Genomic DNA, 14,652 nt, shown 5'->3' with positions numbered 1-14,652 from the left:
TCGTGGTCCCCTCAACCAAAGTTGCCGTGTGGCCACGCGAGAACCCGCTCGCGGTCGATGTTCCCGCGATTCGTCCGTGCCGCCGGGAAAGGCATCGCCCGCGAGCGACCTCCTGCGAGTGATTGATACCTCACCATCACACGCTCCTCGTCGCCACCACCGGTGGCACCGCGGCAGCGCGCAATGCCGGGCCAAGCACCGCAAGTTGGCCAATCAGCCACAGCGCGATCGCGCCGACCGGAAAGTAGATCGCCGGCAGCCGCGGCAGCTCGTAGTGCGTCATCAGGAACAGGTTGATCGCGTAGGCCAGCACCATGCCCAGCGCGATGCCGAGCGTGGCCAACAGGAAGTTCTCGGTCTGGAAGTAATGCAGGATGTTGGCGCGGGTGGCGCCCAGCGCGCGGCGCACGCCGATGGTGCGACGGCGCTGCGCCACCCAGAAACTGGCCAGGCCCACGATGCCCAACGCGGTCACGATGAGCAGTGCGACGATGACCCAGACCAGCATGCCGGCCATCGCGCGGTCGTCCTGGAAGAATTTCCTGCGCACATCATCGAAGCTGCGTTTGGTGGTGACCACCCGCGCCGAGTCGACCTTCTTCAAGGCCGCCAACGCCGCCGCCAGCACGTGGGCGCGATCCTGCGGCCGGGTTCGGATCAGGTAACTCTGATCCTTGCTTGCACCCATGCGCAGCGGCACGACCATGGTGTACTGCGCCGTGTTGATGTCGTAGGCATTCGGTCGTGCCAGGCTGTCCAGCACGCCTACCACGCGCAGCCCCACGGTCGGCGTGAGATAGATGAGGCGGCCCAGCGGGTTCTGTCCCGGCCACAGGCGCCGTGCGAGGGTCTGCGTAATCAATGTCACGTGTGGCAGGCCCTTGGCATCACCGGTGCCGAGCGCCTTCATCGCTGCTTCCACGTCGACGAAATCATCCGGCTGCAAATCGCGCCCGGCGATCAGGCGCGTACCCAGCGTGTTCGACAGGTTCTCGCCGAAATAGGTCGTGGCACTTAGCGTGCGCTGCGGCTGGGCAGGATCGAGCCGGATGTTGCCATTCGAGGAAGAATTGCCGAATGGCACCTGATTGGACGACGCAACCGAGATCACCCCGGGTACCTGCCTGAGCGTGGCGATATCCTCTGCCATCCGCGCATAGGGGTTGGCCGGCGTCGTGACATCGGCCACCTGGATCTGCAACAGCTCGTGCTCGGCGACGCCGCTGGGCATATCCATCCGTTGCAGGCGCTGGCCGATCAGGAACACCGCGTTGCAGACAATGGCGCAAGTCAGCGCTATCTCCAGGATCAACAGCCACGCGGTGAGCTTGTGCCGCCGCAATGTCGAGAGAATCGGAAGAATGTCCATGCTCGCCTCAGTTGCTCTTCAGTTGCAGCGCCGGTGCGACCTGGCAGGCGCGCCAAGCGGGCAGCAGGCCCGCCAGCAAGGTGGCGCCGACCGCCAGAGCGAAGGTGATGAACAGCATGCTCAGGTCCAGATGCGCCAGGGCCGCGTAGTCCGAAGGACGCTGCCGCACCAGCCACAACCCGAACAACGCCAGCAGCAGACCACCGACGCCGCCGACCAGGCCGACCACACCCGACTCGATCAGCAACTGCGCGAACAGCGCCCGCTTCGATGCACCCAGCGCGCGACGCACGCCCAGTTCGGCGGCGCGGCGCATGAACTTGGCCAGCATCAGTCCTACCGTGTTGACCAGGCATACCAGCAGGAAGCCGAACGCCAGTCCGGTCTGCAGACGCACGTCGCCCGGCACCACCATCTGATAGTCGAGCCACTGCATCACGTTGCGCAGGCGCACATTCGGCGCACGCTGGAAGCGCCCCAGCGCCTTCTGTTCCTGTGAGTAATGCACCAGGAATTCCTTGTAGGCCGCCGCCTTGGTCGGCGTATCCAGTTGCACCCAGAACTGCAGCCACACGCAATCGTCGGATGGCAGGATGTTGCCGACGCCGCCACCGCCGTTGCCCCAGCAGTCGGTCGAGCCATTGCGATCCAGGCGCAAGTCCAGCATGGTCTGCAAAGGCAGGAACACCTGCTCGCCATAGTCGTAGCTGCCGGTATTCAGGTCATAGAAGTGCGGGTTGGGCCGCCACTTGTCGAGCACCCCCACGATGCGCCAGTCCACCCCGGCCATGCGCACGATGCGCCCCACGCTGTCGGCGCCTCCGAACAGCTTGTCGTTGAGCGAGCGCGCGATCACGACCTCGCGTACCTTGGCCTCGCCATCGGCTTCCGTCCAGGCGTGCCCGAACAAAAACGGTGCATCGAACATCGGGAAGAAATCCGGTGTGGTATAGCGTGCCTCCACGTAGAACGGATCCAAGTCGGTCTTCTGCGGGTCCAGCGGCACCGAGCCCCCGCTCATCAGCGCCTGATGATCCGCGCGCCCGGCATGCAGCAGGTTCAGTCCGTCGATCAGGGTGACCTGCTCCGGTGGCTCCTTGTTCGGCTGCATGCCCTTGAGATCCTGCGGATCGATCTGCGGGTAATAGATTAGTGCGCTCTTCCCCGGCAGCGGATCGCCCGACAGCACATGCAGTACGGTGAGCATGGTCATGCTGGCGCCGATGCCCAGCGCGATCGCCAGCACCATCAGCGCGGTGAGCGACTTGTTGCGCTTCAGGCTGCGCAGAGCCAGGTCGAGGTAGTAACCGAACATTCCGTCCTCCTGAATATTGCTCCCCTCCCCCATCGGGGGAGGGGCAGGGGGAGAGGGTTCGGCCAGCGCACAACGCTGCGCTTCGAACGTACCCTCTCCCGCCCTCTGGGCACCCTCCCCGAAGGGGGAGGGAAAAAACATTCACGTCGCTCTTGTCGCCACCACGGGCGGCACGTGCGACGCACGCCGTGCCGGCCCCCATACCGCGAACTGGCCCAGCGCCAGTACCGCCAGCACGCCGACGAGCAGATAAGCCGGCGGCAGTCGCGGCATCGCGTAGTGCGCCATCAGCCACAGGTTCAGCAGCGCCGCCAGCAGCGCGCCGAGCACCACGCCAACGCCGGCGATCAGCAGGTTTTCGACCTGGAAGTAGCGCACGATGTCGGCCTTGCGCGCGCCCAGCGCCCGGCGCACGCCGATCTGCTTGCGCCGTTGGCCGACCCAGAAACTGGTCAGGCCGACGATGCCGGCGGCGGTGACGCCGAGCAGGATCACGCAGATCACCGTCATCAGCAGCGCCATCGCGTGATCGGCGCGATAGATCTTGGCGCGGATCTGCGACAGCGACTGGATGCCCCAGCTTTCCGGCATCACGCGCAGTGGATTGACGGCCAGCAATGCCTTGCGTGCCTCGCGCATCACCGCCTGTTCGCGCCCCGGCCGCGCGCGTAGCGCATAGCTGGCCGAGGCACCATCCAGACGCACCGGCTCCAGCACCGAGTTGTAGTCCCAGCTGCTGCCCCAGGCCTGGGTGGTCGGCGTCTGCAGGCGCTCGACGATGCCGACGATGGCGGCCGGCTTGCCATCCTGGTAGATCGTCTTGCCCAGCGCATCGCCTTGCGGGAACAGTTTGTCGGCCACCGGCTGGCTGACGATGACCACCGGCGACACCGCGTCGCCGGAGATGCCGTGATGCAGGATTTCATCGACCTTGAAATCACGCCCGGCGACCAGGCGCACGCCCAGCGTCGGGCGCAGGCGCTCGTCGCCGTAGTAGTAGGCAGCGGTCACGTTCAACCCGCTCTGCTGCGGGTTCAGGCTGAGGTTGCCGCTGTAGATCATCCCCTGCAGCGGCATGCTGGTCGACGCCGCCGCATCCTGCACATCGGGCAGCGCGCGCAGCGTGGCCAGGTCCGCTCGCTGCATCGCATCGAGTTTTTCGATGGCCGCGGCATCGTCGCCGCTCGGCGCACCGAACCAGGTTTGCGAGATGCGGATCAGGCCATCCTCGACCGCGCCGGTGGGGCGGCTCGCCCGTTCGATGCGCTGCTGGATCAGGAAGATCGCGTTGCACACGATCGCCAGCGTCAGCGCGATCTGCAGCACGATCAGCACGACGCCGGCCTTGTGCCGTCGCAGCGCGGAGATGACGGGATGCAGGCTCATCGACGCATCCTCAATGGGTTTTCAACTGCCACGCGGGCAGCACGCGCGCGGCGCGAAAGGCGGGATACACGCCGGCCAGCACGGCGGCGAGCACCGCAACCAGCAGGGTCAGCGCCAGCAGCGACGGATCGATCTGCGCGAGATCGGCAAGCCGCGGCGGCAACATCCGGTTCACGCCGAACACGCCGATGCCGGTCAGCAGCAGGCCGAGCGCGCCGCCACCGACGCCGATCACCGCCGCCTCGGTCAGGTATTGCGCATGGATCGCGCGACGCGATGCGCCCAGCGCGCGGCGCACGCCGATCTCGCCGCTGCGGCGCAGGAACTTGGCCAGCAGCAGGCCGGCGGTGTTGACCAGGCACACCAGCAGCAGGCCCAGCGCCACCAGCAGCGACACGCGGGTATCGTCCGGCACCACGTGCTGGTATTCGAGGAAGCCGCGCAGGTCGCGCAGGCGGTTGTTCGGTGGCCAGCCGAAGCGGCCAATCGTCTGCTGGCTGCGCGCGTAATCGTCCAGATACTGCCGATAGCGCTGCACTGCCGCCGCATCGTCCAGCTCGACCATGTAGGCCAGCCACACGCAAGCCGACTGCTGCAAACCTGCATAACCCGCGCCGGGCTGCGTGCCCTTTGGGCAATTGACCGCGCCGACATTCTCCATGCCGCTGGCGATGGCGCGCTGCAAGGGCAGGAACAGCGCCGGACCGTCGCTGCTGAAGCCACCGGTGTCGACCACGTCGAAGAACATCGGTTGCGGGTTCCACGGCTTCATCACGCCGATCACCCGGTAATCCCTGCCGTCCAGGTCGAGGCTGCGCCCGACGCTGTTGGCGCCGCCGAACACCTGCTGGTTGAGCGTATCGCTGATCACCACCACCGGCGCGCCCTGCGTGTCGTCATCGGCGCTCCAGCCGCTGCCGTAGCGGAACGGCACGTCGACCAGCGGAAAGAATTCGTCGTACACCGCGAACCCGAATACCGGAATCGGACTGTGCCCCGTGCCGGTCGGCAACACGGTCGGCCCCACCGCATAGATCGCCGACTGCCGGCTGCCGCGGTGATCGTGGATCAAGGCCATGGCATCGGCGTAAGTCAGCGCATCCGGCGGCTCGTTCGTGCCGCTGCGCGCGCCCGGCCCCGACATCTGCACCGGCCCCCATGCGTCGATCTGCGGCACGAACAGCTGCGCCGATTTCCATGGAATCGGATCGCCGGATACACCGCGGAACACCGCATACGTCGTCATCGATCCGGCCACCCCGAAGCCGATCGCCAGCATCATCAATGCCGTCAACCCCGGGCTGCGCCGCAGGCTGCGCAGTGCCAGGCCGAGATAGTAGGCGAACACCCCGTTACCCCGCCATCCGTGCGAACCGCACGTCCACTGCAGGAGCCCGCTCGCGGGCGATGCTCCTGGTCTTGCTCCCATTCGCACCGGGCCAATGCCAAGGCATCGCCCGCGAGCGGGCTCCTACGCACGGGGATGGCCGGGGCGTCATCACGCGGCCCTGGTCGCCGATACAGGCGACACGTTGGACGCGCGGCGCGCCGGCACGAACACGGCGGCCTGACCCAGCACCAGCACCGCGATCACGCCGACCAGCACGTAGAGAACCGGCATGCGGGTCATCTCGTAATGCGTCATCAGCCAGGCGTTGAGGCCGAGCGCCAGGATCACCCCGATCACCGCACCGACGCCGGCAATCAGCCCGTTCTCGATCTGGAAGTAGTGCAGGATGTCGATCTTGCGCGCGCCCAGTGCACGGCGCACGCCGATCTGCCGATGCCGCTGGCCGACCCAGAAGCTGGTCAGGCCGACGATGCCGGCGGCGGTCACCGCGATCAGGATCAGGCAGATCACGCCCATCAGCACCGCCATGCCCACGTCGGCGCGGTAGGCCCTGGCGCGAATATCGGAAAACGGCCGCACGCTGTCGTCATCAAGCACACGCAGCGGGTTCACCTTGTACAACAGAGGCGTCACCGCGTGCATCACCGCATCCAGCTGGCCGGGCCTGGTGCGCACGGCATAGCGCGCGAAGTTCGCGTCCAGCCGGGTCGGTATCAGGGTGGAGTTCCACGCGAAGTCGCTGCCGAAGCTGCCGCTGGAGGGGATCTGCATGCGCGTCACCACGCCGACGATCGTGGTCGGTGCGCTGCTGCCATCGCTGTACATCACCTTGCCCACGGCACCGCCCTTGGGGTACAGCTTGTCCGCCAGCGCCCTGGTGATGATCGCCACCGGGCGATCGCGATTTTCGCGAAATCCCTGGTGCTGGACGTCGCCCGCGTTGAAGGCGCGACCGGCCACCAGCTTCAGGCCCAGCGTGGGGAACACCTGCTCGTCGGTGAAGTAGTAAGCGGTGCGGGTCCCCGTCTTGTCGCCGATCTCGGCACCGGACTTGAGCGAGACCGAACCGGTCCAGGAGGAGTTGAGCAAGGGCAGCGAATTGATCGGTGCGACCGAGGCCACGCCGGGCAGGTTGCGCAAGGCAGCGAGGTCCTCGCGCTGCATCGCGTCGAGCTTCTCCACGCCATCCGGCGTGTCCGCGCTGGGCGCGCCGACCCATTGCTGGCTGACGAAGAACAGGTTGCTCTCGTCCAGCCCGGTGGCTCGATTCACGCGCTGGATGCGCTGACCGATGATGAAGATCGCGTTGCACACGATGGCCAGGGTCAGCGCGATCTGCAGCGCGATCAGCACGGTGCCGGCCTTGTGCTTGCGCAATGCGGCGAGGATGGGATGCAGTTTCATGGCGTTACTCCGCAAACGTGTAGGTCTATATGTTCCGTTCGTCCTGAGCGTAGGCCCGGAGGGCCGAAGTCGAAGGACCCGACGCTTCGACTTCGTTCGCTGCGCTCACTACGCTCAGCGCGAACGGTTTCATGGCGTTCTGCCACCCTGGACATGCGCACCATCCTCAGTTCGATTTCAACTGCCACGCGGGTTGCACGCGCGAGGCACGGTAGGTGGGATACAGGCCGGCCAGCATCGTGGCGACCACGGCCACCAGCAGGGTGAGCGCGAGCAGCGACACATCCAGCCGCGCCAGCGCGGCGATGTCCTTGGGCAGCACCCAGCCCACGCTCGCCACGCCGGCACCGGTAAGCACCAGGCCGAGCACGCCACCGGCGGCACCGACGATGCCGGCCTCGGTGAGGAATTGGGTGTAGATCGCGGCACGCGGCGCACCCAGCGCGCGGCGCACGCCGATCTCGCTGCTGCGCCGCAGGAACTTCGCCAGCAGCAGGCCCACCGTGTTCACCAGACACACCAGCAGCAGACCCAGCGCCACCAGCAGCGACACCTTGGTGTCGCTGGGCACCACATGCTGATTGTTCAGCCACGCCGGCACGTCGAGCAGGCGATTGTTCGGCGCCCAGGCAAAGCGCCCCGCCTGCTGCTGATCGCGCGCATAGCCGTCCAGATAGTTGCGGTACGCCTGCACCGCCGCCGCGTCGTCCAGCTCCGCCATGAAGGCGATCCACGCACAGGCCGAATGCTGCAAGCCGACGAAGCCCGACTCCTTGGGCACCGCGTTGCAGTTGGTGTTGCCGTCGTTCGAAATATTGGCCTGGATCGCCGTCTGGAACGGCAGGAACACATCGTCCGCATCGGTGGCGAAGCCGCCGCTGTTGACCACGTCATAGAAGCGAGGCTGCGGATTCCAGTGATCGAGCACGCCGACCACGCGATAGTCCCTGCCTTCGATGTTGACGCTACGGCCCACGCTGTTGGCACCGCCGAACAGCTTCTGGTTGAGCTTGCTGCCGATCACCGCGACCTGCGCACGATTCGTGTCGTCGCTCGTGCTCCAGCCACTGCCGAACTCGAACGGCACATCGAGCATCGGAAAGAACTCGCCATAGACCGCGTGCCCGCTGACATTCAGCGGATGCTTGCCGGCATCCGCCGGTACCACCGACGGCGAGATCTGGTACATCGCCGACTGCAACTTGGCGCGGTGGTCGCGCATCAGGGCCACCGCGTCGGTGTAATCCATCGCATTCGGAGGCGAGCCGTCTGCGTTGCGGCCATTCGGACCCCACATGTCGATCTGCGGCACGAACAGCTGCGCGGATTTCCACGGGATCGGATCGCCCGACACCGCGCGGAACACCGACCACGAGGTCATCGATGCCGCCACGCCGAAACCGATCGCCAGCACCATCAGCGCGGTGAGGCCGGGGCTACGCTTCAGGCTGCGCAGGGCCAGTTCAAGATAGTAGGCAAACATTTCGCATCACCTCAATGGATTCATTTTTCCTGTAGGAGCCCGCTCGCGGGCGATGCTCTTGCTCTGACGCACAACCTAGATCAAATCAAAAGCATCGCCCGCGAGCGGGCTCCTACGTGTTCTTCGTTCATCACACCGATCGTGTAGCCTCCACCGGCGATACGCGCGAGGCACGCAGCGCCGGCGCGAACACCGCACCCTGCCCCAGCAGCAGCAAGGCGAGGATGCCGACGCCTACATAAAGCAGTGACATCCGATCCATCTCGAAGCGGGTCACCATCCACAGGTTGATGCCGATCGCCAGCACCGCGCCCACGATCACACCGGCAAGACCGATCAGCAGGTTCTCGGTGAGGAAGTAGTGCAGGATGTTGTTGCGTGTGGCACCCAGTGCACGCCGCACGCCGATCTGCTTGCGCCGCTGGCCGACCCAGAAACTGGTGAGACCGACGATGCCCGCCGCGGTGATCGCCAGCAGCACGGCGCTGATGATGCCCATCAGGATCGCCATGCCGCGGTCGCTGTCGTAGGCACGGTGGCGGATCTGCGCGTAGTCGAGCAGGCCATCCTTCGGATCGATGATACGCATGCGATCCTGCGCGAACAGCGCCTTGGGCGCCGCGCGCATCGCGGAGGCGAGCTGGCCGGGCCTGGCGCGCACGATGTAATAGATCCCGCGCGAGTCATCCGGACGCCCCGGCCAGATCAATGACTGCCCGGCGTAGGGCTTGTTCCACTGGGAGGTGCCCTGCCGATGCAGGCTGTCGACGATGCCGATGATCGTGGTGGGGGTCGCGCTCATGGCATAGAAGCTCTTGCCCAGTGCCGAGCCGCCCGGGAACAGTCGATCGGCCAGGGTCTTGCTCACGATGACCACCGGCGGAAAGACCGCCTGCTGGGTACTCGTCATGAGGACTTCGTCGGAACGGAAATTGCGTCCGGCGATCAGCCGCAATCCCAGCGTGTCAAGCAGGTGCTCGTCACCCACGTACACCGCGGAATCGGTGGTCGGCTTGACCTGATCGGGGGTGAGCGTGACGAAATTGTCCGAGCCTACGCCTGCCAGCGGATAGCCGCTGGCGGGGGCGGCATCGCGCACGCTGGGCAGTTGTCGCAGCGCGGCCATGTCGGCCTGCACCTGCGCGTCGATCTGCTGCGTCGACTTGTCGACCGCCCACTGGTTGGTGATGACGAATACATCGGCTTCGTCGACGCCACTGCGCTGCGACAGATTGGCCAGCCTCTGGTGGATGATGAACAACGCGTTGCAGACGATCGCCAGGGTCAGCGCGATCTGCAGCGCGATCAGCAACGTGCCCGCCTTGTGCCGGCGCAGCGCAACCAGGATGGGTTTGATCTGAAGGCTCATCGTCATCCCCTCAGCTGGACTTCAGCTGCCAGGCCGGCTGCACGCGCGCCGCGCGCCAGGCCGGATAGAACGCCGCGAGTACGGTCGCGATGACCGCCACCAGCAGGGTCAATCCCACCAGCGAGAGGTCGAGCTGCGCCAGCTTCGCGATCTGCGGCGGAAACAGCACGCCTACGCCGGCTACCCCGAACGCGGTCAACAGCAGGCCGAGCACGCCACCGGCCAGACCCACCGTCGCCGCCTCGATCAGGTACTGCGTGTAGATCTCCCGGCGCGAGGCGCCCAGCGCACGACGCACGCCGATTTCGCCGGCGCGACGCAGGAACTTCGCCAGCAGCAGGCCGATGGTGTTGATCAGGCAGATCAGGAAGAAACCCAGCGCCACCAGCAAGGAGATGCGGCTTTCCGGCGGCACCACGTGCTCGTGATCCAGCCACTGCATCACGTTGCGCAGCCGCACATTGGGCGCCCAGGCGAAGCGGCCGGCCCGTTGCTGGTCGGCGGCATAGCTCTCGAGGAAGCGGCGGTAATGCGCGACGTCGGCGGCGCCGTCCAGTTCCACCCACGGGGTGATCCATACGCAGTTGCTCTGCAGGTAGTCCTCCCAACCGGTGAAGGTGAGGCTGCCGCGGCAGCTGTTGCGACCGCCGGTACGCGCCTTCAGATCCAGCGCGCGCGAGAACGGCATGTAGAAGTCCGAGGCGTCCTTGAAGCCGCTGGTGCTGAACAGGTCGAAGAAGCGCGGCTTGGGATTCCAGTGACCGGTCACGCCCACCACGCGGTAATCGTGGCCGTTGAGATTGACCATATGGCCCACGCTGTCGGCACCGCCGAACAACTTCTGGTTGAGCTGGCCGCTGATCACCACCTCGGCGCTGCGCGCCTGGTCGTCCTGCGCGCTCCAGCCGCCGCCGTACTGGAACGGCACTTCGAACATCGGGAAGAAATCGCTGTCGACCGCGTAGCCGTTCGCGGCAAGGGGCAGATCACGGTCGCCACCCGGCATCACCGACATCAGGAGCGGATACAACAGCGTCTGGCGCTTCGCCTGTTGCGCACGCATCAGCGCCATCGCGTCCACGTAGTTCAGGGCCTCCGGCGGCTCGCCCTTCTCGTTCTGTTGCGGACCCCAGCTGTCGACCTGCGGGATGAACAGCTGCGCGGATTTATCGGGGATCGGATTGCCCGACACCGCGCGGAACACGGAATACGTGATCATCGAGGCGGCCACGCCGAAACCGATCGCCATCACCATCAGCGCGGTGAGTGCGGGATTGCGGCGCAGGCTGCGCAAGCCGAGTTGGAGGTAATGACCGAACACGCCGTGTTTGCTCCATGAGCGAAGTGATCCCGCTCCGCGCGATCCAATCGCCGCGGAGGGTGCTGGAGTGAGGGTGACACCTGATCGTTCTGGCTGATTGCCAACGATCCGGCGCATCCCCTCAACCCGCGTTTTTCCCGGCGCTGCCGAGGGTGGAAGGCCGTCCTGTCGCGCCGTCAGAGCTGTCCCTGGCTCGCGCCTGCACCCGCATGCGTGTGGAAGCGCGGCTCCTCGGCCAGATCGACCACCTGGCCATCGATGATGTGCACGTTGCGCTGGGCGCGGGCGGCCAGTTCCGGGTCATGCGTGACCATCACGATGGTGGCGCCGTCGCGATGGATCTCTTCCAGCAGCTCCATCACGCCGCGGGCCATCTGGGTGTCGAGGTTGCCGGTGGGCTCATCCGCCAGCAGCAGGCGCGGGCTGCCGGCCAGCGCGCGGGCGATCGCCACGCGCTGCTGCTGGCCGCCGGACAGTTCGGCCGGGTAATGCTTGGCGCGCGAAGCCAGGCCGACCCGCTCGAGCGAGTCCATGATGCGCTGCTTGCGCTCGGCCGATTTCATGCCGCGGTAGCGCAACGGCACCTCGATGTTGTCGAACACGCTGAGGTCGGGAATCAGGTTGAAGGCCTGGAAGATGAAGCCGATCTTCTCGTTGCGGATCTTCGAGCGCGCGTTGTCGTTGAGGTTGCTGACCTCGATGCCGTCGAGGTGATACTCGCCGCCGGAGAAGGTCTCGAGCAGGCCGGCGATGGTCAGGAAGGTGGTCTTGCCCGAACCGGACGGGCCGGTGACGGCGACGAACTCGCCCTCTTTCACGTCGATGTTGAAATCGCGCAACGCATAGGTCTCCACCACTTCGGTGCGGTAGACCTTGGACAGGTGAGTCATCTTCAGCATGGCTTGGTTCCTTCGGTGGTGGAGATCTTGAGCCCCTCTCCCCATGGGAGAGGGGTTGGGGTGAGGGTGCGGTCGAAGCGGAAGTCCCCCGCTCCGCCCGAACCCTCATCCGCCCTGCGGGCACCTTCATTCGGCACATCCATGTGCCTCACCCTTCGGGCGGCTTTCGCCGTGCAAATCGGCTCTCCTGCCGATTTGTCTCCCAAGGGGAGAAGGAAATTCGTCAGTTGCTGATCGCGACCTTCGCCGCGCCCTTGAAGTTGTCGGTACCGGAGATCACGATCTTGTCGCCTTCCTTCAGGCCCTCGAGGATCTCCACCTTGTCGATGCTGGAGGCGCCCACGCGGATCGGGGTCTTGGTGGCGATGCCGTCGCGCACCAGGTAGGCATAGCTGCCGCCGGATTCGTCGACGAAGGAGCCGCGCTGCACGGTCAGCACGTTCTCGCGCCGATCCAGCAACACGCGCACCGACAGGCGCTGGTTCTGGCGCAGCTGCTTCGGGGTGGCGCCGTCGAAACGCAGGCGGGCGGCGACCTGACCGTTGACCACTTCAGGCGAGATCGCACTGACGATGCCCTTCCAGGTGTGGCCGTTGCCGCTGATCTCGCCGGTCATGCCGATGCCCAGGTCGCGCGCGAAGCTTTCAGGCACCTGCATCTCCACCTGCAGCGCGGACAGGTCGATCACGCTGAGCAGTTGCGCGTCCTTGGCCACCGTGGCCTTTTCGGCGATGAACAGCTGGCCGACCTGGCCGTCCACCGGCGATTTCACGTTGAGGTCGTCGACCTGGCGCTTGAGGTCGGTCACCAGCAGCAACTGGCGGTCGTGCGCCAGCTTCTTCGACTGGATGTCGAAGTTGAGGCTGGCATTGTCCATGCCCAGGTCGCCCTGCGCATGCGAGACGGCGATGTTGGCCTTGTCCAGGGTGTCCTTGGCGCGGTCGACATCCATGCTGGGCACGGCGCCCTCGTGGAACGCCTTTTCGTAGCGGGCAAGATCGCGCTGGGCGGTCTGCTGGTCGATCTTCGCGTTGTCGTAGGCCTTCTGCAGGGCCGAACGCTGCTTGCGCGCATCGATTTGCGCGCGCAGGTAATCCACCTGCATCGCGTCGGCGTTGCTCTGCTCCTGGGCCAGCTTGTTGGTCAGCTCCGGGCTGTCGATGGTGGCCATCACCTGGCCCTTCTTCACCGTGTCGCCCGCGTGCACCTGCAGGGTCACCGCGCCGCCCGAGGTGGCGTACAAGGTGGGGCTCACCGCCGCGACGACCTTGCCCTCGGCGGCGATGTCGCGCACGAACAGGCCGCGCTCGACGGTGGCGAACGACAGCCGCGAGGCGCTCACCGAACTGGAGGCGGAGAACAGCCGGCCGATGCCCGGCGCCAGCCATACCAGCAAGCCCAGCACGACCACGCCGACGCCGCCGAGGATCAGCTGACGCTTGCGATTGGGTTTGACCTCGACCAGCCGGTCGGTTGCGGAGGTATCGCGGATCATCGTTCAGTCCCTGGCCACGTGCAGTGCGGCTACGCAGGTAACTCTGCAATCCGCGTGCCACGCCGGCCAGACCGAATCAGGCTCGTCAATTCAACTACTTGCGATCTTCCGGCGAGCGCGGACCGGTGTCCGCGGACACTTCCCGGACAGGTGGACGCCAGTCGATCCGCCGGTCGCCCGCCGACGCGGTGCCGGCGTTACGCAACCTCGCCGCGGGCGGGCCGGCTGGCCGGTTGCCTGCCAAGCGGCGACACCTCGCAGCCGCTCATCCGGCCACGGCCTGCTGCATGCGCCGGGCGATCGACGCATCCAGCCGCGGCAACAAGTCCAGCGCGTCCAGGTTCTGCGCCAGCTGCTCGCGCTTGCTGGCACCGAGCATCACCGTGGATACGTGCGGGTTCAGCAGGCACCAGGCGATCGCCAGTTGCGCCAGGCTGGTGCCCAGCTCGTCCGCGATCGGCTGCAGCGCGCGCACCTTGCCCAGGTGCGCGTCGCCCTCGCCCAGCACGCCCTTGCGCAACCATTCATAGCCCGGCTGCGCCAGCCGCGAATCGGCCGGGATACCCTTGTCGTACTTGCCGCTCAGCAGACCCGAACAGAGCGGCGACCAGATCGTGGTGCCCATGCCGTACTTTTCGTACAGCGGCGCGTACTCCACTTCCACCCGCTCGCGATGCAGCAGGTTGTACTGCGGCTGCTCGACTATCGGCGCGTAGAAACCGTTCTCCAGGGCGACGTGATGCGCCTCCTCGATCGCCTCCGCCGGCCATTCGCTGGTACCCCAATACAGCACCTTGCCCTGGCGGATCAGCGTATCCATCGCCGCCACGGTCTCGGCGACCGGCGTCTCCGGGTCGGGGCGATGGCAGAAATACAGGTCCAGGTAATCCACACGCAGGCGCTGCAAGGCCTGGTGACAGGCCTCCATCACATGCTTGCGCGACAGCCCGCGCTGGGTCGGCAGCGGATTGTCGACGGCGCCGAAGAACACCTTGCTGGAGACGCAGTAGCTGTCGCGCGGGAAGCGCAGATCGGCCAGCACATCGCCCATCACCTGCTCGGCCACGCCGTTGTTGTAGGTCTCGGCGTTGTCGAAGTAATTGACCCCGCGCTCGTGCGCCAACGCCAGCATGTCGCGCGCCTGCGCGCGCCCCACCTGCTTGCCGAAGGTGACCCAGGCGCCGAAGGACAGCGCGGAAAGTTGCAGGCCGGATGTGCCGACGCGACGGTATTGCATGGGGGACTCCTTAAGCGAACGGG

General features: G+C 66.1%; 11 protein-coding genes. All 11 read right to left on the bottom strand.

The annotated features are described in order from the left end of the window. Positions 1-136: 136 nt before the first annotated feature. Positions 137-1,369, bottom strand: coding sequence for an FtsX-like permease family protein (locus B0E47_RS03570; RefSeq protein ID WP_077512603.1), 1,233 nt, complete (start codon positions 1,367-1,369; stop codon positions 137-139). 7 nt (positions 1,370-1,376) lie between these two features. After that, a complete protein-coding gene (locus tag B0E47_RS03565) occupies positions 1,377-2,684 on the bottom strand; it encodes an ABC transporter permease (protein WP_077512601.1) in 1,308 nt (435 codons plus the stop codon). A 141-nt stretch (positions 2,685-2,825) separates the two neighbouring features. Beyond that, complete coding sequence (locus B0E47_RS03560; RefSeq protein ID WP_077512599.1) at positions 2,826-4,070, bottom strand: FtsX-like permease family protein; 1,245 nt, start codon at positions 4,068-4,070, stop codon at positions 2,826-2,828. A 10-nt stretch (positions 4,071-4,080) separates the two neighbouring features. Continuing rightward, positions 4,081-5,418, bottom strand: a complete 1,338-nt coding sequence (locus tag B0E47_RS03555; protein WP_077512597.1) for an ABC transporter permease — start codon at positions 5,416-5,418, stop codon at positions 4,081-4,083. Between the two features lie 150 nt (positions 5,419-5,568). Beyond that, positions 5,569-6,825: an ABC transporter permease gene (locus B0E47_RS03550; RefSeq protein ID WP_077512595.1), complete on the bottom strand. Its 1,257-nt coding sequence runs from the start codon at positions 6,823-6,825 to the stop codon at positions 5,569-5,571. A gap of 166 nt (positions 6,826-6,991) precedes the next feature. After that, entirely contained in the window at positions 6,992-8,308 is a 1,317-nt protein-coding gene (locus B0E47_RS03545; protein WP_077512593.1) for an ABC transporter permease, read from the bottom strand. Positions 8,309-8,438: 130 nt separating this feature from the next. Continuing rightward, positions 8,439-9,677: an FtsX-like permease family protein gene (locus B0E47_RS03540; protein WP_077512591.1), complete on the bottom strand. Its 1,239-nt coding sequence runs from the start codon at positions 9,675-9,677 to the stop codon at positions 8,439-8,441. A 10-nt stretch (positions 9,678-9,687) separates the two neighbouring features. Continuing rightward, positions 9,688-10,998 (bottom strand): ABC transporter permease, encoded by a 1,311-nt coding sequence (locus tag B0E47_RS03535; RefSeq protein WP_077512589.1) that lies wholly within the window; start codon positions 10,996-10,998, stop codon positions 9,688-9,690. A gap of 176 nt (positions 10,999-11,174) precedes the next feature. Beyond that, entirely contained in the window at positions 11,175-11,897 is a 723-nt protein-coding gene (locus B0E47_RS03530; RefSeq protein ID WP_077512587.1) for an ABC transporter ATP-binding protein, read from the bottom strand. Between the two features lie 223 nt (positions 11,898-12,120). After that, positions 12,121-13,392 carry an efflux RND transporter periplasmic adaptor subunit gene (locus B0E47_RS03525; RefSeq protein WP_077512585.1) on the bottom strand — a complete coding sequence of 424 codons (1,272 nt, stop codon included), beginning with the start codon at positions 13,390-13,392 and terminating at the stop codon, positions 12,121-12,123. A 265-nt stretch (positions 13,393-13,657) separates the two neighbouring features. Next, complete coding sequence (locus B0E47_RS03520; RefSeq protein ID WP_077512583.1) at positions 13,658-14,629, bottom strand: aldo/keto reductase; 972 nt, start codon at positions 14,627-14,629, stop codon at positions 13,658-13,660. Positions 14,630-14,652 lie beyond the last annotated feature (23 nt).

Source organism: Rhodanobacter sp. B05 (assembly GCF_002001085.1).
Lineage (GTDB): Bacteria > Pseudomonadota > Gammaproteobacteria > Xanthomonadales > Rhodanobacteraceae > Rhodanobacter.
This window is presented reverse-complemented; position numbering and strand designations above follow the sequence as displayed.

Excerpts from the sequence above, each read along its gene's own strand:
- B0E47_RS03570 (WP_077512603.1), bottom strand. The coding sequence starts at position 1,369 with ATGGACATTCTTCCGATTCTCTCGACATTGCGGCGGCACAAGCTCACC.
- B0E47_RS03565 (WP_077512601.1), bottom strand. The coding sequence starts at position 2,684 with ATGTTCGGTTACTACCTCGACCTGGCTCTGCGCAGCCTGAAGCGCAAC.
- B0E47_RS03560 (WP_077512599.1), bottom strand. The coding sequence starts at position 4,070 with ATGAGCCTGCATCCCGTCATCTCCGCGCTGCGACGGCACAAGGCCGGC.
- B0E47_RS03550 (WP_077512595.1), bottom strand. The coding sequence starts at position 6,825 with ATGAAACTGCATCCCATCCTCGCCGCATTGCGCAAGCACAAGGCCGGC.
- B0E47_RS03545 (WP_077512593.1), bottom strand. The coding sequence starts at position 8,308 with ATGTTTGCCTACTATCTTGAACTGGCCCTGCGCAGCCTGAAGCGTAGC.
- B0E47_RS03540 (WP_077512591.1), bottom strand. The coding sequence starts at position 9,677 with ATGAGCCTTCAGATCAAACCCATCCTGGTTGCGCTGCGCCGGCACAAG.
- B0E47_RS03530 (WP_077512587.1), bottom strand. The coding sequence starts at position 11,897 with ATGCTGAAGATGACTCACCTGTCCAAGGTCTACCGCACCGAAGTGGTG.
- B0E47_RS03525 (WP_077512585.1), bottom strand. The coding sequence starts at position 13,392 with ATGATCCGCGATACCTCCGCAACCGACCGGCTGGTCGAGGTCAAACCC.
- B0E47_RS03520 (WP_077512583.1), bottom strand. The coding sequence starts at position 14,629 with ATGCAATACCGTCGCGTCGGCACATCCGGCCTGCAACTTTCCGCGCTG.